General features: G+C 59.4%; 20 protein-coding genes. 7 read left to right on the top strand and 13 right to left on the bottom strand.

Going from position 1 to position 17,061, the window contains the following annotated elements; genetic code table 11:
• Window positions 1–383: 383 nt before the first annotated feature.
• A complete protein-coding gene (locus AC30D7_RS25835) occupies window positions 384–1,058 on the bottom strand; it encodes a polysaccharide lyase family 7 protein (protein ID WP_490135954.1) in 675 nt (224 codons plus the stop codon).
• A 450-nt stretch (window positions 1,059–1,508) separates the two neighbouring features.
• Complete coding sequence (locus AC30D7_RS25830; protein ID WP_490135953.1) at window positions 1,509–2,237, bottom strand: XRE family transcriptional regulator; 729 nt, start codon at window positions 2,235–2,237, stop codon at window positions 1,509–1,511.
• 187 nt (window positions 2,238–2,424) lie between these two features.
• On the opposite strand from AC30D7_RS25830, the gene moaC reads away from it, so the two are divergent.
• The 7 genes from moaC to AC30D7_RS25795 all read left to right on the top strand — a co-directional run bounded on the left by moaC (window position 2,425) and on the right by AC30D7_RS25795 (window position 7,748).
• Window positions 2,425–2,898 (top strand): cyclic pyranopterin monophosphate synthase MoaC, encoded by a 474-nt coding sequence (gene moaC, locus AC30D7_RS25825; protein ID WP_490135980.1) that lies wholly within the window; start codon window positions 2,425–2,427, stop codon window positions 2,896–2,898.
• Complete coding sequence (locus tag AC30D7_RS25820; protein ID WP_490135952.1) at window positions 2,895–3,140, top strand: MoaD/ThiS family protein; 246 nt, start codon at window positions 2,895–2,897, stop codon at window positions 3,138–3,140. Before moaC ends, AC30D7_RS25820 begins: the two co-directional genes overlap by 4 nt.
• A 4-nt stretch (window positions 3,141–3,144) precedes the next feature.
• Window positions 3,145–3,591, top strand: coding sequence for a molybdopterin synthase catalytic subunit MoaE (gene moaE, locus AC30D7_RS25815; protein WP_490135951.1), 447 nt, complete (start codon window positions 3,145–3,147; stop codon window positions 3,589–3,591).
• Window positions 3,592–3,645: 54 nt separating this feature from the next.
• Window positions 3,646–4,089: a CopD family copper resistance protein gene (locus tag AC30D7_RS25810; protein ID WP_490135950.1), complete on the top strand. Its 444-nt coding sequence runs from the start codon at window positions 3,646–3,648 to the stop codon at window positions 4,087–4,089.
• Between the two features lie 118 nt (window positions 4,090–4,207).
• Entirely contained in the window at window positions 4,208–5,593 is a 1,386-nt protein-coding gene (locus AC30D7_RS25805; RefSeq protein ID WP_490135979.1) for an oxygen-independent coproporphyrinogen III oxidase, read from the top strand.
• On the top strand, window positions 5,577–6,965 hold the full coding sequence (gene hemN / locus AC30D7_RS25800; protein WP_490135949.1) for an oxygen-independent coproporphyrinogen III oxidase: 1,389 nt from the start codon (window positions 5,577–5,579) through the stop codon (window positions 6,963–6,965). The genes AC30D7_RS25805 and hemN overlap by 17 nt, the downstream gene beginning before the upstream one ends.
• A gap of 39 nt (window positions 6,966–7,004) precedes the next feature.
• Window positions 7,005–7,748 (top strand): SDR family NAD(P)-dependent oxidoreductase, encoded by a 744-nt coding sequence (locus AC30D7_RS25795; RefSeq protein WP_490135948.1) that lies wholly within the window; start codon window positions 7,005–7,007, stop codon window positions 7,746–7,748.
• A 186-nt stretch (window positions 7,749–7,934) separates the two neighbouring features.
• Here the strand turns inward: AC30D7_RS25795 and AC30D7_RS25790 are convergent, their stop codons facing one another.
• The 11 genes from AC30D7_RS25790 to AC30D7_RS25740 form a co-directional block, all read right to left on the bottom strand.
• Complete coding sequence (locus AC30D7_RS25790) at window positions 7,935–9,428, bottom strand: cytochrome D1 domain-containing protein (protein WP_490135947.1); 1,494 nt, start codon at window positions 9,426–9,428, stop codon at window positions 7,935–7,937.
• A complete protein-coding gene (cobA, locus tag AC30D7_RS25785; protein WP_028940896.1) occupies window positions 9,425–10,261 on the bottom strand; it encodes a uroporphyrinogen-III C-methyltransferase in 837 nt (278 codons plus the stop codon). The genes AC30D7_RS25790 and cobA overlap by 4 nt, the downstream gene beginning before the upstream one ends.
• A gap of 70 nt (window positions 10,262–10,331) precedes the next feature.
• On the bottom strand, window positions 10,332–11,510 hold the full coding sequence (nirJ, locus tag AC30D7_RS25780) for a heme d1 biosynthesis radical SAM protein NirJ (RefSeq protein ID WP_490135946.1): 1,179 nt from the start codon (window positions 11,508–11,510) through the stop codon (window positions 10,332–10,334).
• A 26-nt stretch (window positions 11,511–11,536) separates the two neighbouring features.
• On the bottom strand, window positions 11,537–12,040 hold the full coding sequence (gene ahbB / locus AC30D7_RS25775; protein ID WP_490135945.1) for a siroheme decarboxylase subunit beta: 504 nt from the start codon (window positions 12,038–12,040) through the stop codon (window positions 11,537–11,539).
• On the bottom strand, window positions 12,015–12,458 hold the full coding sequence (locus tag AC30D7_RS25770; protein WP_490135944.1) for an Lrp/AsnC family transcriptional regulator: 444 nt from the start codon (window positions 12,456–12,458) through the stop codon (window positions 12,015–12,017). The genes ahbB (AC30D7_RS25775) and AC30D7_RS25770 overlap by 26 nt, the downstream gene beginning before the upstream one ends.
• On the bottom strand, window positions 12,451–12,966 hold the full coding sequence (ahbB, locus tag AC30D7_RS25765) for a siroheme decarboxylase subunit beta (protein ID WP_490135943.1): 516 nt from the start codon (window positions 12,964–12,966) through the stop codon (window positions 12,451–12,453). Before ahbB (AC30D7_RS25765) ends, AC30D7_RS25770 begins: the two co-directional genes overlap by 8 nt.
• A complete protein-coding gene (locus AC30D7_RS25760; protein WP_490135942.1) occupies window positions 12,963–13,421 on the bottom strand; it encodes an Lrp/AsnC family transcriptional regulator in 459 nt (152 codons plus the stop codon). Before AC30D7_RS25760 ends, ahbB (AC30D7_RS25765) begins: the two co-directional genes overlap by 4 nt.
• Before the next feature lies 1 nt (window position 13,422).
• Window positions 13,423–14,601 carry a cytochrome D1 domain-containing protein gene (locus AC30D7_RS25755; RefSeq protein ID WP_490135941.1) on the bottom strand — a complete coding sequence of 393 codons (1,179 nt, stop codon included), beginning with the start codon at window positions 14,599–14,601 and terminating at the stop codon, window positions 13,423–13,425.
• Window positions 14,598–14,924 carry a c-type cytochrome gene (locus tag AC30D7_RS25750; protein ID WP_490135940.1) on the bottom strand — a complete coding sequence of 109 codons (327 nt, stop codon included), beginning with the start codon at window positions 14,922–14,924 and terminating at the stop codon, window positions 14,598–14,600. The genes AC30D7_RS25755 and AC30D7_RS25750 overlap by 4 nt, the downstream gene beginning before the upstream one ends.
• A gap of 15 nt (window positions 14,925–14,939) precedes the next feature.
• The gene (locus AC30D7_RS25745; protein ID WP_489078626.1) at window positions 14,940–15,254 is read right to left on the bottom strand and encodes a c-type cytochrome; all 315 of its coding nucleotides are present in this window, start codon (window positions 15,252–15,254) and stop codon (window positions 14,940–14,942) included.
• Window positions 15,255–15,278: 24 nt separating this feature from the next.
• On the bottom strand, window positions 15,279–16,970 hold the full coding sequence (locus AC30D7_RS25740; RefSeq protein ID WP_490135939.1) for a cytochrome D1 domain-containing protein: 1,692 nt from the start codon (window positions 16,968–16,970) through the stop codon (window positions 15,279–15,281).
• Between the last annotated feature and the right edge of the window lie 91 nt (window positions 16,971–17,061).

Below are 17,061 nucleotides of genomic sequence, written 5' to 3'. Positions count from 1 at the left end.
CGAGGCTGGGATGTTGAGGGATGCATGGTCGGCCCGCAGGTGTTGATCCAACAAAACTCGGATGCACTCAGTCAGCTCCGCTAGTTGCCATTGGGCGCGAAGGGAGCATGCGGGTGGTGTCGGAGGGGAAGGGCGTGACTGACTATTTGCGACTCGACAAACATCGATGCCCCTACATTGGGGTGTGATCTGCGCGAGGTCGTCACCTCTGGCTCTGCCTGCACCGGCTTCTGTCCAGCGTGCTCAATGACTGGTCTGATCAAAAGTCCGGTGCCGCGCTTTGCTGCAGATCACACACCGATGCGCTCTCATTGAGAGGATCGGGCAGTTATCGTCAGGCTGACGTGGTGCTGGTTTGTCTTGCTTGCACGAAATGCGCGATATCAGCCGTGAGTGATGGAAAGGTCGCTGATGATGCATACCGAACCGTCTTCCGGGTCGGTGGTGTCGGAGTAATCGATCTGGTTGTATACGCCGCCGTGGAAAGCGAGAGTTTTCGTGTCCCAGGTATTGTCGAGGCGCATGATTGCGGAAGTGGATTTGACGCCGTTACAGCTCGCCGAGACGGATACAGCGCCGCTCGAATTGGCGTGGATGTTGATCTTGAAAAGTGCACCGAGCGGCACGTTTTCCAGAACCGTCGTGTTCACCGGGTCTTCCTGAAGATAGCTCGACCGGAACCCCATAGTGATTTGGCCTTTGTTCCAAAACACTTTTACAGGTGGCCGCTCTGAACCCTGTACATGAATCTGGCTGATCACAACCTTCTGTAGCGAGTTGACCTTCGTGACTCGCATTTCCTGTCGGTTCCAGTGGTCAGCAGCGCTGGCGAACAACCAATAGCCTGGCTCTTTCCACTCGCAGCGCGTCCGCAGGGTGCTCTTGCTCGAAGCACCGAGCGTCGGCGCCGTCATTTGCAGCGAGCCATCTGGAAGCATTGAAATAACTTCTGGGCATTCAAGCAGTGCCCGCCAGCCGATCAATTCAAGCGCGATCGGGTTGGTGTCGGAGATCGGAAGCGGTGTAGCGATTGTGTAGTTGCTGATGTCTACGGTCATGGTCATTCCCCTATTTCATTTGATGTCACCCTTTGCTCAGTTGAGCCTTACATTTGATGCTGCTGGGCCTATGATGCGTTGGCCTGAATCAAAATATAGGCATTCCCATAAATCATGTCAATGGGAATTCCCATAATTCAGCTGCTCCCACATTCTTATGGTGAGAGGGGGTCTGCATTTGGTGAGATTGGATGCGCTGAAATTCTTCTTGGGAGTGCAGCTACGCGCAATGCGACGAACTCCTCAAGCTCGTCCAGGCATCGAGGATGGGGCGTCCAGTAGAGCGTGTATTCGTTCTACTTTGCGAAGACTGCACGTTGGAGCCAATTCCGTCTTTCTGCTTTGGTGAGCGTATCGAATCCATGCGACGGTAAAGTGCCAGGGATTTCGAAGGGTCGAAAGGCTTGAAAGCAGCAGAAAAATATCCTGCATTTCAAGATAACCATTCCGTCAGCGCGAATACATCGCCCACCAGAACACATGTCCCAGAATCGAAATCTGCTGCTCCTGGATTTGCTGGAACGTGTAGTCCTCGTCCGGATGCTCGTCTCGGTTAAAGCTTCGCAGTCGAACTCCGGTGGGTGTGCGGTACACCTGCTTGACCCTCAGCTGACCGTGATGGTTGATCGCGTACATCTCGCCGTCGACGATATCGCTCAATGTGTTCTTGCCGACGTTCACGCCAACCGTGGCGCCGTCGCGCAGCACCGGCAGCATGCTGTTGCCACTCACCGCCACACACTTCGCGTTGCTGAACTGAACGTTGTTGTGGCGAAGGTCTTTCTTAAAGAAGCGCAGCCTGGCGCTGGCGCTCTCGGCGATCGCGAATCGGCCGGAGCCCGCCGCTAACTCCACTTCCTGGAGAAATGGCACGTAAACCTCGTCGTCATCGAGCGGGGTTTCGTCATCCCATGTCTCAATGTCTGACATTGCCATGTGTGGCTGAGTGCGCTCAGCGGCTACCACGACACCTTTAAGCATGTCGCCAGTGCCTTCAGCGAGCCACATAGGGGAGACGCCACAGGCCGAAGCAATCTGGGCAGCAAAGGCTGTCGCCTTCGATTTGCCGCGCTCAAGGTCGGAAATTGATGTCTGCGTGAGGCCGGCGCGCTCAGCAAGCTCGGTCTGGTTCAGACCGGCATGGCGACGGGCGGTTTTGAGTCTTTCTTTGAATTCCATCCGCGAAGTATTACGGGCGCTCCCATACTCTTGCAAATCGGTATTCCTATAATGATGTGGTATGGGTGTTCCCGTATGGACATTACGGATTACTTGATTGACGTCAATCGCATGTGTCTGCCTGCTCTGTATTCTGCGCTGAAACCGACTGTTGGTAGCGCAAGGCTTATTGCTTATGACCGAATTGATACTGACTCACCTCGACTCGCTGGGATGCGCACGTATGGTCGATGTGACAGATAAATGTGTGACGTCCCGAGAAGCAGTAGCTGAAGCATGGGTTCATATGCTTGCCGAGACTCGACAGCTGATTGCCAGCGGTGCTCACCCTAAAGGCGATGTATTTGCGGTAGCGCGGATCGCCGGCATTCAGGCGGCCAAACGCACGAGCGAGTTGATTCCGCTCTGTCATCCGCTGCTTCTGAGCAGTGTTAACGTCGAGTTGAGTTTTGAAGGTGACCAACGCGTACGCATTGTTTCTCGGTGCAAGTTGTCCGGACAGACCGGCGTCGAGATGGAGGCACTGACCGCGGCCAGTGTGGCGGCCTTGACCCTGTATGACATGTGTAAGGCTGTGGACCGGGGCATGAGTATCGAATCGGTGCGGCTGTTGGAGAAACGCGGTGGCAAAAGCGGTTGGTATCAGGCGCAGGAACAATGAAGCTGAATGTTTTGTATTTCTCGCGATACCGCGAAACGCTTGGTCTCGACAGTGAAACGATTGAAGGTGATTTCACTTCCGTCGATCAGTTGCGTCAGCACCTGATACATCGTTCTGGCGTCTGGCAGGTGCTGGCCGAACAGAACCTCATGTGTGCCCGCAATCAGGACATGTGTGGGCTTGATGAGCCGTTGATAGACGGTGATGAAGTGGGTTTTTTCCCAACCGTAACGGGAGGGTGATTCGATGATTCGAGTGCAGACAGAGCGCTTCGACCCCGGCGCCGAAATCAATGCCCTGCAGGCTTTGAGCCTGAATGTCGGCGCCGTGGTGAGTTTTGTCGGGTATGTACGTGACACCAACGTCGGACAAGAAGTCGCCGGGATGTTTCTTGAGCATTACCCCGGTATGACCGAAAAGGTCCTGGGCAAGATCGCCGACGAAGCCCGGCAGCGCTGGCCATTGCTCGGACTGGTGCTGATCCATCGAATCGGCGCGCTGCAACCGGGAGAACCCATTGTCTTTGTCGGCGTCAGCAGCAGTCATCGTCAAGCGGCTTTTGATGCCTGTGCGTTTGTAATGGATTACCTGAAAACCCGCGCGCCATTCTGGAAGAAAGAACAGGTGGCCGAGAGTTCCCATTGGGTCGAGGCTCGCAACAGTGATCGCGAGGCGGCGCAACGATGGGAGTGACGTTTCCCTCGCAGTGAGTGGAGCGTGTTCAGCTGTATTGAGAGCGAGAATCCCATGCTCTATCCGCTGTTTCTGACGTTGCATCTGTTTGCCGCGCTGATTTTCATCGGCACGGTGTTCTTCGAAGTCCTGTTCCTTGAAAGTATCCGCAAACAGCTGCCCGTCAAGGTCATGTTGCTGGTCGAGCAGGGTGTCGGTCGACGTGCACGCACCTTGATTCCATGGGTCTTGCTGGTGTTGTTCGGTGCCGGATTGGGGATGGTCTGGCTGCGCTATTTACCGGTCCTTGCCACACCAATGGCCTCATCGTTTGGCACATTGCTGATGTTGAAAATCGTGGTGGCCGTCAGCGTACTGCTGCATTTCCTGGTCGCCATGTTTTTGTTCAAAAGTGGCCGGATGAGTGCTCGATACCTGCATTTCATCCATGGCAGCCTGTTCTGCCACATGGTTGTCATCGTGTTGTTGGCCAAGTGGATGTTCTACCTGACGTGGTGATTGGGCTTGCCTGGTGTCTGTTGCGCGAAAGCACTTTGCTCGCGCTTGATGCAAATCAAGGAGCATGGGTCGCCAGACTCCGACACTGGCGGTCCGCAGCCAGTCTCGGAGACCCGTTATGCTCAATTCGTTTCACAGCCCCGGTGAGCTGAACGTCAGGTGCGATCAAGGCGTGCTCGACCCCAACGGCCATGTCGACACTGAAAAATTTCACGACGGCATCGGCTCTCTGGATTTGCATCGTGCATTGCGCGTCAGCCGTCAGAAGTGCCGTCCGCTGTCGCTGAACGTGCAACTGCCTTCTAACCTCAAGCGTGCCTTGTGGTCCCCTCGCGAAATTTCATGCGAGCACAGTGTTGTCGAACACTATCTTCAGCGTCTGGAACATGAGATCGACCTTGTCGGTTGTCATCTGGGATCCGGGCAGCGGGTCGAGCAGTTCCATCTGGGAGGCGGAACACCTGCCATCAACCACCTTAAAAGGCTGATGAATCACCTTCGTGGTCGATTCAACTTTCTTGGACACGAGTGCGGAGACTACAGCATAGAAGTGGACCTTCACCATACGGATTGGTCGACCATGGGCATGCTGCGTGACTTGGAGTTCGCTCATGTCAGCATCGGCGTTCCGGACATCGGTGCCGACAGTGCGATGTCGGTGGCCTGCTACCAGAACCCGGCACCGATCCACTCGCTTATCGATGCCGCTCGTACCTTCGGCTATCGATCCATCAATGTCGATCTGGGTTATGGCCATGCCTGGCAGACGCCAGAAAGTTTTGCGCTGAAACTGGCAACCATCATCGCACTGGAGCCGGACCGGTTGCTGGTGTTTGATTATGCCCGGCCACCTCAACGCTATCGGCCAAAGGCTGCAGACACAATCAGGGCGTTTTGCAGCGCGGAAGATAAAGGCGCCATGCGCCGGATCTGTTTTGAACAGTTGATCGGCGCTGGTTATCACTACATTGGGCTGGGGCAGTTTGTCCGGCCCGATGACGATTTGGCGATTGCTCAGGAGCGCGGCCGATTACGTCGCAATTGTGAGGGGTTTACCCGTCACGGGCATTGCGACCATATCGGGTTCGGTTTGGGCGCTATCAGTCAGATCGACGGTTTGTATGCGCAAAACACCGACGAACTGGAGCGGTACCAGCAGCAACTGGACATGGGCCAACTGCCGACGAGTCGTGGCTGGCGCTGTGAGGAAGGGGATCAGGTCAGGCACATGGTCATGGAGCGCCTGGCGTGTGATCTGGAGCTGGATATCCAGGCAATCGAGACGCGTCATGGAGTCATTTTTCGCCAGTACTTTTTCACCGCCTGGCCTGTGCTGGAGCAATTGAGCCGTGACGGGTTGATCGAACTGTCTGACCGTTTCATCAGCATTCTTCCGGCCGGTCGGCCGCACGTGGATGCCGTCTGCAACCTGTTTGAAAAGGATTCGGACGGTGCGGGGCATGAACCCCTTTGCGAATGGATTGATCATGACAACTTCATTTGATTTCAATCGCGCCCTGGTCGAAAAGTATGACCTCCCGGGGCCGCGCTATACCTCTTACCCGACCGCTCCGCAGTTTCATCAGGCGTTCGCCGTCGATGACTATCAGCGTGCGGCCTCGGACAGCAACCAGGCGACAACGCCAAAATCGCTGTCGGTGTACATCCACATCCCGTTCTGCAAGAGCCTTTGTTACTACTGCGCCTGCAACAAAATCATTACCCAAAAAACCCACCGCGCCGTCGAGTACCTGACGTACCTCAAGCGCGAAATCGTGATGCAAGCTGCCTTGTTCGACCGCACTCGCAAACTCACGCAACTGCACTTGGGCGGTGGCACGCCGACCTATTTGACCGGCGAGCAACTGGCTGACCTTATGGATTGCCTGCACCAGGCATTCGACATGGATGACAGCGATGACCATGAGTTTTCCATCGAGGTCGACCCTCGCACCATCAGTACGCAGCAGATCCAGTTGTTGCGTCAGTTGGGGTTCAATCGTTTGAGCTTTGGCGTACAGGACTTCGATCCCGACGTGCAGGCCGCGGTCAATCGGCAGCAAAGTGAAGAGCAAATCCATGCGCTGGTCGCTGCGGCGCGGCTGGCGCGATTCAAATCGATCAGTGTCGATCTGATTTACGGCCTGCCATTGCAAACCGTGCAGAGTTTCGATGTCACCCTCGCCAAAATCATCGCGCTGCGTCCGGACCGGATTGCCGCCTACAGCTACGCCCATTTGCCGGAACTGGTGCGCGCACAACGGCTGATTCGTTCGGCCGACATGCCGCCACCGGAGCGCAAACTGGAATTGCTTGAACTGACTGTCCGTCGTCTGACTGAGGCCGGTTATGTCTATATCGGCATGGACCATTTCGCCTTGCCGGACGATGAGTTGGCGCTGGCCCGGGCCAATGGCACGTTGCAACGCAATTTCCAGGGTTATTCCACCCACGCCGATTGCGATTTGATCGGTCTCGGGGTGTCCTCCATCGGCAAGGTCGGCGACAGCTACAGCCAGAGCGTCAAGGAGCTTTCGCAGTACTACGCCCGTATTGATCAAGGCTTGTTGCCTGTGCATCGGGGTTACCGGTTGAGCGCCGATGATCGGCTGCGCCGTGAAGTGATCAGCGATCTGATGTGCCACGGCCGGATCGACTTTGGCAAGTTTGAAGCGCGTCATGACATCTGCTTTACCGATTACTTTGCCGATGCGCTGATGCAACTGGAGGAGCATGTTCGCGATGGCTTGCTGCAGATTCACAAAGACGCGTTGGTGTTGTTGCCCCACGGGTATTTGATGATGCGCAGCGCGGCGATGGCGTTTGATGCCTATTTGGGCGGTGATCAAAAAGGCCGGTTTTCACGTACCGTTTGAAGTCCCCAGTGTTGGCGTCCGCGATGCCAGGAGGAAATGATGAGAACCGAGTTTCAGGATCGTTTGGCGGTGGTCACGGGCGCCAGTTCCGGGATAGGCCTGGCCTTGTGTGCGGCGCTGTTGCCGCGCGGGGTCAAGGTGCTGGCGATGTCACGGAAAATCGGTGAATTGCCGGCCTTGCAGCAGATCTATGGCGAGCGCTTGCAATGGTGTGCCGGTGACGTGACCTGTCAGGATGACCTGCAGGCGCTGGCCCAACGTGCATCGACACTGGGCCCGGTGGATTATCTGGTGCCCAACGCGGGTATCGCCGAAATGGCCGATAGCCTCGACATGCCGGCCTTCCAGCGCCAGTGGGCGGTCAACGGCGCAGGGGCGTTGAATACCTTGGCGGCGTTGCGCGGGGAACTGGCGAATCCTGCTTCGGTGGTGTTTGTCGGCAGCTTCCTGACCGGCTCGAGTTTTCCCGGTCTGGCCGCCTGCATTGCCAGCAAGGCCGCGCTGGCGGCGCAGGCGCGCACATTGGCGGTGGAATTCGCGCGTTATGACGTGCGCATCAATCTGGTTTCGCCGGGGCCGACCGCGACCTCGATGTGGGACAACCTGGGGTTGAGCGACGGGGAACTCGACGACGTCGCCGACACTCTCGGCAAACGGCTGCTGCCCGGTCATTTCCTCGATGCGTCAGCGGTGGCCAATGTGATTGTCTTTCAGCTGTCTCAAGGCGCGCGGGGTGTTTATGGTCAGGACTGGAAAGTCGATAACGGTTATACCCTGAGCTGAAGAGGTAAACACAAACCCTGTGGCGAGGGAGCTTGCTCCCGCTCGGCTGCGTAGCAGTCGTAAAATCAGCACCTGCGTTTAATCTGAATGTACGCAGTGACTGCTTTTAGGGCCGCTTCGCGCCCCAGCGGGAGCAAGCTCCCTCGCCACAAGTGCGATGTGTATTTCGATATTCAGACACAAAATCTAGTGCGACGTCCCCTCGGCAAATTCGATCTTGTTGCCCACGTTGTACTTGCCCGACGGCTTGTTCATCGGCAGGCGCTTGATCTCTTTGAGGGTGTTGCTGTCGTAGACGATCAGCGCACCGTCGGTGGCCCAGATACTCAGCAGCAGGTAGCGACCGTCGCGAGTGAATTCGACGTGGGCGGCGGTCTTTCCAGGCATCGGGCGCAGGGTGTGGGCGATTTCCAGGGTCTGTTTGTCGATCAGGTGGATCGCATCGTTGTCGGGGCCGAAGAACACGTCGGTCCAGGCATACCGCGAGTTGACGTGGCTGCGCATGAAGAAGCCCGGCCCCAGGGTTGGTATTTCCTTGAGCAGTTTCCAGGTCTTGAAGTCGATGACCGAGATCAGGCCCTTGCTGATGTTCGGCGTGGCGAACACCCACTCACCGTTGCGTTTCCAGTAGGTCCCGGACCCCAGGTGCGGCATGCCCGGCAATGGAATGTCGGTGACCACCTTGCCACTGTCGAGGTCGATCACCTGACCGCCCTTGGCCTTGCGCGACGTGGCCAGCAGTTGCTTGTAGTCCGGTGAAAAGGAAAAGTCGTCCAGTACATCCTCGGCGTGGATCCGGCGCGGTTCGAAGTCCGGCGTGCCTGCGCTCGGCAGCTCCCAGACTTCCTTCACGTCCTTGAGTGCCACGATGAAGCTGTCCCGTGGCGGCGCGGTGTAGACCGCGCTGACCCGTGACGCGGTGCCGTCCTGGCCGATCGCCGGAATGGTTTTGACCAATGACAGATCACGGGCATCGAGCACCACCAGGTTGCCCGGCAAGTAGTTGCCCACCAGCACCCATCGGCCGTCCTTGCTCACCGCGAGGTTGCGGGTGTTGAGCCCGGCGCGGACCTCGGCGATCAGTTTCAGGTTATGCAAGTCATACAGGCTGATCCAGCCATCGCGAGAGGCCACGTAGACGAAGCGTCCGTCCGGCGAAAACTTCGGCCCGCCGTGCACTGCAAAGTGCGAAGCGAACCGAGCCAGCACTTCAAAGCGGTCGCCGTCGAGGATGTCGATGTGATGATCACCGGCTTCCACCACCACAAACAGGTTCAGTGGATCGGCGCGATGCTGGGGCGTGTCGGGCAGTTTGTTGATATCGGCGAGAACCGAATGACTGCCGCGAATGTCATCGTTACTCCAGGTGGGTGGGGTGGCGGGTGGTTGCTGGAGGTAGTCCACCAGCGCGTCGATCTGCGTGGCGTTGAACACGTTGGCATACCCGCTCATCTGACTCGCGGGACGACCGTCCTGGATCACGCTGCGGATTTCGTCGGGTTTGATCCGGCTCAGGCTTTCCGGCAGCAAGGCCGGTCTCGTACCGCCGAGACGGTTGGCACCATGGCAGCGCTGGCAATGCTGTTGGTAGAGATTGGCGGCCGTGTCGTTGGGCGGAACCGCTGCACCGGCATGAACCGCGCCGATCCATAACAATGGGCCAAGCACCATGCGCCTCATATCGCCACCTTGCGCTGGCGTTGCAGCGCTGCGGGGTAAAAGCGCGCCGGGAATTCCTGTTGTTGGGCAGCGAACAGATCGACCACTTTGCCGATCACCGCAAGTGTCGGAATGCCAGGTGGGCATTCCCGTGCCAAGGTCGGCAATTGGTGCAGCCTGCCTCGTGCAACATGCTGGTCGGGACGCGTGCCATTGCTGATCAGCGCCGCCGGTGTCTCGGCGGGCATTCCGGCTTCGATCAAGCGCTGGGCGATAATCCCGAGATTGGATAACCCCATGTAAAACACCAGGGTCTGGCTGCTGTCGACGAGGCTGCTCCAGGGTAATTGCAACTCACCATCGTGCTGCAGGTGCCCGGTGATGAATCGACAGGAGTTGACCAGATCCCGATGGGTCAGTGGAATGCCAGCGTAAGCGCTACACCCGGAGGCGGCAGTAATGCCGGGGACCACCTGGCAGTCAATGTTGCGTTGCAGCAGGTACTCCAACTCCTCGGCGCCACGGCCGAAGATGAACGGATCGCCACCCTTGAGCCGGACCACACGCTGCCCCAGATCGGCGAGGTCGGCGAGTAGTTCGTTGATCTGATCCTGAGGCAGGCTGTGGCAGCCGCTGGCCTTGCCGACGTAATGCCGGGCGCAGGTGAGGGGGATCAATGCCAGCAGCTCGGGGCTGATCAGGCGGTCGTAAACCACGGCGTCGGCTTGCATCAACAGGCTCCAGGCGCGCAGGGTCAGCAAGCGTGGATCGCCGGGGCCGGCGCCGACCAGGGCGACTTCGCCCGGTCTGAACGGGGACTCAAGTGCAGCCGGTAAAATAATCGATGGATGCATGGGACGTCCTTGGTACTTCATCAGGTGGGCCGGCCCCATCCTTTGTCAGATGGCTCGCCAGGCGGGTGCTTCAGTGCATGACGCAAGGGATGGTCGTTAATGGTGGTATGCCGATTTCCTCATCGCTGAGGTGGCATCCGGGGTCCTGGCCCCAGAGATCACCTTCGGCCCAGGCGCGGGTGCGGGTATTGCCGTTGCAGATGCTGAGCCAGCGGCATTGGCCACAACGGCCACCCACGGCGCGAGGATGCGCGCGCAGTTGCTGCAACAAGGCGTCCGGGCGGTCCAGCCACAGCGTGCGAAACGGTGTGTGCCGGACATTGCCCACCGAGTGCTGCCACCAATAGGTGTCGGGGTGAACTTCGCCGGTGTTGTCGATGTTGGCGATGCCGCTGCCCGAGGCATTGCCGCCCCAGGCGCGGAGCATGTGTTCCAGGCGCCGGTAATGCTCGGGTAGATGCAGGCCTACCCATTGCAGCAGGAGAATCGCGTCGGCATCGTTGTTGCCGCTGACAAAATCGCTGTCGCGACCGTGCTGGATATCTTCCCAGGCCCGTTCGAAGATCAGCGTCATCGCCTCGCGGCTCATCTGCTGCCGGGCGTCGAGCTGGCGGCTGCGTTTGCCGCGACCGCTGTAGTTGAGGTGCGACAGATAAAACTTCTGCACGTCGTATTCGCGCATCAGTGCCAGTAATTGCGGCAGCTGTGCATGATTCTCCTGGGTCAGGGTGGTGCGCAGGCCGACGCGAATGCCCTGTTCGCGACAGAGCCGGATCGCCCGCATGGAACTGGCGAAGCTGCCCTTCAATTGGCGGAAGGCGTCATGGGTGGCTTCCAGGCCATCGATGCTGATCCCGACATAGTCGAAATTCGCTGCGCGGATCTGCGCGATGTTCTGCTCATCGATCAACGTGCCGTTGGTGGACAACGCCACGAAGAAACCCTTGGCGCGGGCGTAGGCGCTGAGGACAAACAGATCGTCACGCAGCAGGGGTTCACCGCCGGAAAGAATCAATACCTTCACGCCGGCATCGTGCAGATCGTCGATCACGGTCAGTGCGGCGGGCGTATCCAGTTCGTCGCGAAAGACGCTGTCGGCGGACGTGGCGTAGCAGTGCTTGCAGGTCAGGTTGCAGCGCCTGAGCAGGTTCCAGATCACCACCGGCGGCCGGTTGCTGCCCGGTGGGCTGGTTCTGGGGGCGGGCACCTGGCCGGTCAGGGCACGCAGGTATTGGCTGATCCTCAACATGCAACTCTCCTTGAACCAGCGCGTGTTCAGCGTGGCACTGGCGGTAGCCGTAATCCGGTTTTTTTCAGGATGCGACTGCTCACCAGCATCTCGTCGGCGACACAGGCGTCGCCCAGCAAGTAGCGCAGGTGTTCGCGGTAGCTGTCGATTTCCTCGCGGCTGCGACCGTGCACCATGGCGAACAGGTTGTAGCGCCACGTGGTTCGTCGCGGGCGTCGATAACAGTGGCTGACAAAAGGCTGTGCGCCGATCAGCGCGCCGAGGCGCGGCATGTCGGTGTCGCGCACATCCCAAACGGTCATGCCGTTGTAGCGATAGCCGAGGCGATAGTGGTTGGGGACGGCGGCAATGCGCCGGATCGCGCCCTCGGCCTGCAAGCGCTTGAGCAGATCCAAGGTGGATTCGATGCTCAGGTCCAGCTGTTCGGCGAGCCAGGCCCACGGGTCATTCAGCAGCGGCAGGCCGGCCTGGGTCAGTTCAATCAGCCGGTGTGCCAGGGTGTCTTCAGACCGGGAAGTACAGACCGACATGGTAAGTCTCCTCTTTAGGCAAGTTGAGCAGCGGCAAACCGGTCAGGGTTTCGATGTATTGCAAGGTTTCGGTGACGTCTTGTTCGGTCGCGCAGGCGAGCACGAACCACATGTTCCAGGCGTGTTCGCGCCGGTAGTTGTGCGCCACTTCAGGCAGGGTGTGCAGTTGCTCGGCGACCTCTTCGAACCGTTCTTCCGGCACTGCCAGCGCCGCGAGGGTGAAGGCGCCACCGAGGCGTTCGATGTCGAACATCGGACCGAAGCGCGTGAGTATTCCTTCACAGAGCAGTTCGTGGAGGCGGTGGAGCAATTCAGGGCTGCTGCTGTCCAGTTCGCTGGCCAGCGCCTGCCAGGGGTTACGCACCAGCGGCAGGCCCAGTTGCAAGCGGTTGATCAACCGACGGTCAAGATCATCCATGGGGCTTGGTTCCCGTTGAGGAGGCGGCAAAGCGTGCGCCGCATTGTTTGTAGGCATGGGTGCTGAACAGCAGTTGATGGGGCAGGTCACTCAGCAAGTGTTCTTCCAGCAACGCCTGGATCTGCGCCTCGACCTGCGCGCGTTGGCGTCCGTGAACCATGCAGAACAGGTTGTAGCGCCACTGCGGCAGGCGCCGTGGCCGTTGATAGCAGAGGGTGATACCGGCTGCTCGCCCCAGGCGCTGGCCGACTTCATCGATCAGCGCGTCCGGAACATCCAGCACCAGCATGGCGTTGGCGGTAAAGCCCAGTGCGCGATGGTTGAGCACCAGGCCGACCCGACGAAACAGCCCCTGTTCGTGCCACTGGTGCATCTGCGCGAGCACCTGGTTTTCGTCGGCGTTTATCCGTTCCGCGAGGGCCTGATAGGGGCGCGAAACACGCGGTAATCCGTCTTCCAGGTGCCTTCGTAAGGCCAGTGTCTGTTCGGGGCTCAATCCTGGTGTCATAGGCCTTCTCCCAAGGCAAAACCGAGGTCGATGCGGTAAGCGGTCAACATCGGCAGATCCAGCGCTATGAGGCCGGTTTCGTTCTCAAGTGCTTCGAGAACGCGTTCGATGTGGGGGCGATCAGGCCCGGTCAGCACAAACCACAGGTTGTAGAAATGCTCCCGTGCGTAGTTGTGATTGACCTCGGGATACTGGCTGACGCGCTCGGCGACCTGTTGCAGACGTTCGGCGGGCACGGCGAAGGCGGCGAGGGTGCTGGCCCCGGCGCGGCTGTGTTCGAACACCGGGCCGATCCGTGAGAGGGGGCCGGCCTGAGCCATTTTTTCCAGACAATCCATCACCTGGGCCTCGCGGCAACCGAGAATCCGGGCCATCTCCTTGTAAGGTTCCGGGCACAACGGCATGCCGTGCTGGAAGCGGTCGATCAGTTGGCGGCTGAGCAGGTCGAGGTTCATTTCAATAGCCCATTTTCTGCGCGCGACTGCTGAAGAAGATGCCGCTCGGCGCGGTGGCGGGAAGGGTGCTCAGCTGCTTCAGGCTGTACGGATCCCAGACCTGAACCTGATCGCCATCGCGTAACGACAGCCACAACTGGTCGCCGCGCGCGGTGAATTCCATGTGCAGCACCGCCGGCCCCGGTCGCAGATCGGCGACTACGGCACGGGTTTCGGTGTCGATGACCTGGACCCGATCGTTGTCCGGGTAGGCGAAATTGACCCACAGTTGCCGACCGTCCGGCCGCGACGTGACGAACACCGGTTGGCCGGCCACCGGGATGGCAGCGGTCTGCTGCCACGTGCGGGAATCCATCACCAGCACCTGATGACGGCCGACGGCGGGCACGAAGGCCTGGTTGTCGGCAACGGCCCAACCCTCCAGATGCGGCATCTTGTAGACGGGCAACTTCGCCTGGCCGCGTCCGTAATCACCGAGCACTCGCTGCACCCCGCGCTCGGGGTGCCAGAGGTCGAGTTGCGCCATGCCGTCTTCGCCGAACAGCCCAGCCATGTAATAGCGACCATCGGGGGTAATCAGCGCGTCGTAGGGTTGCTGGCCGATGCCGGTGAAGCGGCTGATCCGTGGCGTGCTGCCCAGACTGAAATCGGCGGTCCAGATCTCGCCGGTATCGAACAGGCTGAACACAAAACGCTGACCGGGCGCGTCGACCAGGCCGACCACCCGTGAGCGTTTGCTGCCATCGGCGAGCGGTGTCGCGGGAATATCGGCCACCTGTTGCAGAGTGACGGCATCGAACACCTTCACGCCGCCGGGCACGTAGTTGGAGACTGCGATCAACTGGCCGTCCTGACTGATGGCGCCGCCGATGCTGTTGCCGCCCTGGATGACGCGATGGTCGATGCGTTGGGTCAGCAGGTCGATTTTGCTCAACCCGCCGTCGCGGCCGAACACATAGGCATAACGCTGGTCGCGGGAAAACACCACCGAGGCATGGGACAGATCGCCGAAGCCCTCGAGGCGGGCCAGCGCAGTGTGGGTAGCGCTTTCGATGATTTGCACGCTGCCGGTGGCGCGCTCCACCACCACGCCCAGATCGCCGGTACCACGCAAAGGTGACTGAGCGCAGGCGGACAACAACAGCCCGGTCGCCGCTAAAAGCAGGGTTGAACGGATCATGGTGCGGGATATCCCTGGAGAAGAAGATCGACCAGCCAACGGATGTCGTCCGGGCTGAGCAACGGGGCCCAACCGGGCATCGCGGTGCCGGGGCGGCCTTGGGTGACGGTGGCAATCAGGCTGTCGCGGGACTTGCCTGCCAGCGTTGCACGCGTCAGGTCCGGACCCAATCCGCCGGTCATGTGCAGTCCATGACAGGCGCCGCAATCCTGGGCCAGCAAGTGCTCGAGTTGGGCCTGACGCTTGGCGTTCGGTGCCGCAACCGAGGTCGCGCAAAAAAGGAGGAGGGCCGCCAGAACCACTGCGTGTCGATGAACCGTCATGGCGCCCTCCGTTGGCTATTTGAGACTCAGGACCCAAGTTGCAAGCGTCTTCGCTTCGTCTTCCGTCACCGGGTTGGCCGGCATTGGTATCGGGCCCCAGTTACCTTGCGTACCGTTCTTGATGTGGTTGGCCAGAGTGTCCGTGGCACCGGCCACGCCAGCGTTCCTGGCGGCTACTTCCTTGAGCGCCGGGCCGACTAATTTAGTGTCGATGGAATGGCAGGCGGCGCAGGGTTTGCTCTTGAACAGCTCCGGCGCGTCTTGGGCCACCACCGGTTGCAGGCTCAATGCGCCGGTCAGGGCGATCAGTGAAAGCAGGGTATTTTTCATGAGGATTCCTTTCATTGATGGAGCTCAATAAATGTCGTGTTGGGTGTTGTAGACGTTGAATTTCCCGGTGGGGGTGATCAGTCGCTTGTCCTTGATCACCGATTTGAGCTTCAGCGTTTTGTCGTCGATCACCACCAGCGCCGATTCGTCCGACTGGCCGCTCCACACGGAGAACCAGACCTCGTCGCCAGCCTTGTTGTATTCCGGCTGCACGACCCGCATGGCCCCTTGCTTGATGCCGGCGTACTCGGCGATGGGCAGCACGGTGTAGCCGGCGTCGAGTTTGTCGATGTTGAACACCGCCACCGACTGACTCAGTTTGGCGTCCGGGTTGAGGGTGGTGTCGACGTACAGGTGACGGGAGTCGGGGTGGGTTTTGATGAACAGCGATCCACCGCCCTGACCCTTGAGCGAGGCGACCTGTTTCCAGGCATATTGCGGGTGTTTGACCGGGTCGGTACCGATCAAGGAGATGCTCTCGTCACCCAGATGGCTGGTGGCCCAGACCGGCCCGTAGGTCGGGTGGTCGAAGTTGGCACCGCGACCGGGGTGAGGGGTTTTGCCGACGTCGACCAGGGCCGCCAGATTGCGCTCCTTGGAATCGATCACGGCGACTTTGTTGGAGTTGTTGGCGGCGGTCATGAAGTAGCGATGGGTGCTGTCCCAACCGCCGTCATGCAGGAAAGGGGCGGCATCGATGTAGGTGATGGTGAGGTTTTTGATGTCCTGGTAATTGACCAGCATGACCTTGCCGGTTTCCTTGACGTTGACGATGAACTCCGGCCATTCGTGGGAGGCGATGATCGCCGCGACCCGGGGTTCCGGGTGATATTCCTGCTTGTCGACAGTCATGCCGCGGGTCGAGACGATCTGTTTGGGCTCCAGGGTTTCGCCATCCATGATGGTGAATTGTGGTGGCCAATAGGAGCCGGCGACCGTGTATTTGTCTTCGTAACCCTTGAACTTGGAGGTCTCCACCGAGCGCGCCTCGATGCCCACTTTGACTTCGGCGACCTTGGTCGGCTCCACCGGCCACAGGTCGATCATGTCGATCCGGGCGTCTCGACCAATCACCAGCAGGTAGCGACCGGAGGCAGAAATGCGCGAGATGTGCACCGCGTAACCGGTCTCGATCAGCTTGACGATTTTCTTGCTGTCACCGTCGATCAGGGCAATCTTGCCGTCATCGCGCAACGTCACTGAAAACAGGTTCGGCAGATTGAGTTTGCTCAGTTGCTTCTTCGGACGATCCTCGGGCTTGACCAGCACTTTCCAGGTTTTCAGCGTCTCGGCCATGCCCCATTCCGGTGGCGTGGGCGGTGTGTGCTGGATGAACTTGGCCATGGCCGTGATCTGATCCTTGGTCAGTGCATTGGATGTTCCCCAGTTCGGCATGCCCGCCGGTGAACCGAAGGTAATCAACGCCTCCAGATACGGTTGGCCGCGAGACTGGGTGATGTCCGGCGTCAGTGGTTTACCCGTGGCGCCTTTGCGCAGCACGCCGTGACAGCCGGCGCAGCGCTGGAAGTAGATTTCCTTGGACGCGTCGAACTCGGCCTGACTCATGTCGGGCGCTCCGGCGGTTTTGACCATCAGCGGGCCGGCCGCAGCAGCGGCGGGTTCCTCGGCTCTGGCTGCGTGAGTCACCGCGAGGGCCAGCGCCGACCACAGTGTGGCGACAGTCAGAGCAAACGTTTTTCTATTGCTGATCAGCATTCCATTTCTCCTCAGGCAAGACCTTTGCGATGTGCTGGAACGGCAGCGCAGAACGCAGGTTCTTAGTGCCGTGCAAGGCTATGCCCGAGCA

This window comes from Pseudomonas sp. DF5, from assembly GCF_058148225.1.
The sequence above is the reverse complement of the archived record's forward strand: the minus strand, read 5'-3'. Positions and strand labels throughout refer to the sequence as shown.

Excerpts from the sequence above, each read along its gene's own strand:
- AC30D7_RS25790 (WP_490135947.1), bottom strand. The coding sequence starts at position 9,428 with ATGAGGCGCATGGTGCTTGGCCCATTGTTATGGATCGGCGCGGTTCAT.
- AC30D7_RS25740 (WP_490135939.1), bottom strand. The coding sequence starts at position 16,970 with ATGCTGATCAGCAATAGAAAAACGTTTGCTCTGACTGTCGCCACACTG.
- AC30D7_RS25810 (WP_490135950.1), top strand. The coding sequence starts at position 3,646 with ATGCTCTATCCGCTGTTTCTGACGTTGCATCTGTTTGCCGCGCTGATT.
- AC30D7_RS25835 (WP_490135954.1), bottom strand. The coding sequence starts at position 1,058 with ATGACCGTAGACATCAGCAACTACACAATCGCTACACCGCTTCCGATC.
- hemN (WP_490135949.1), top strand. The coding sequence starts at position 5,577 with ATGACAACTTCATTTGATTTCAATCGCGCCCTGGTCGAAAAGTATGAC.
- cobA (WP_028940896.1), bottom strand. The coding sequence starts at position 10,261 with ATGCATCCATCGATTATTTTACCGGCTGCACTTGAGTCCCCGTTCAGA.
- nirJ (WP_490135946.1), bottom strand. The coding sequence starts at position 11,510 with ATGTTGAGGATCAGCCAATACCTGCGTGCCCTGACCGGCCAGGTGCCC.
- AC30D7_RS25795 (WP_490135948.1), top strand. The coding sequence starts at position 7,005 with ATGAGAACCGAGTTTCAGGATCGTTTGGCGGTGGTCACGGGCGCCAGT.
- AC30D7_RS25755 (WP_490135941.1), bottom strand. The coding sequence starts at position 14,601 with ATGATCCGTTCAACCCTGCTTTTAGCGGCGACCGGGCTGTTGTTGTCC.
- AC30D7_RS25830 (WP_490135953.1), bottom strand. The coding sequence starts at position 2,237 with ATGGAATTCAAAGAAAGACTCAAAACCGCCCGTCGCCATGCCGGTCTG.
- AC30D7_RS25745 (WP_489078626.1), bottom strand. The coding sequence starts at position 15,254 with ATGAAAAATACCCTGCTTTCACTGATCGCCCTGACCGGCGCATTGAGC.
- ahbB (WP_490135945.1), bottom strand. The coding sequence starts at position 12,040 with ATGTCGGTCTGTACTTCCCGGTCTGAAGACACCCTGGCACACCGGCTG.
- ahbB (WP_490135943.1), bottom strand. The coding sequence starts at position 12,966 with ATGACACCAGGATTGAGCCCCGAACAGACACTGGCCTTACGAAGGCAC.
- AC30D7_RS25805 (WP_490135979.1), top strand. The coding sequence starts at position 4,208 with ATGCTCAATTCGTTTCACAGCCCCGGTGAGCTGAACGTCAGGTGCGAT.
- AC30D7_RS25820 (WP_490135952.1), top strand. The coding sequence starts at position 2,895 with ATGAAGCTGAATGTTTTGTATTTCTCGCGATACCGCGAAACGCTTGGT.
- AC30D7_RS25770 (WP_490135944.1), bottom strand. The coding sequence starts at position 12,458 with ATGGATGATCTTGACCGTCGGTTGATCAACCGCTTGCAACTGGGCCTG.
- AC30D7_RS25750 (WP_490135940.1), bottom strand. The coding sequence starts at position 14,924 with ATGACGGTTCATCGACACGCAGTGGTTCTGGCGGCCCTCCTCCTTTTT.
- moaE (WP_490135951.1), top strand. The coding sequence starts at position 3,145 with ATGATTCGAGTGCAGACAGAGCGCTTCGACCCCGGCGCCGAAATCAAT.
- AC30D7_RS25760 (WP_490135942.1), bottom strand. The coding sequence starts at position 13,421 with ATGAACCTCGACCTGCTCAGCCGCCAACTGATCGACCGCTTCCAGCAC.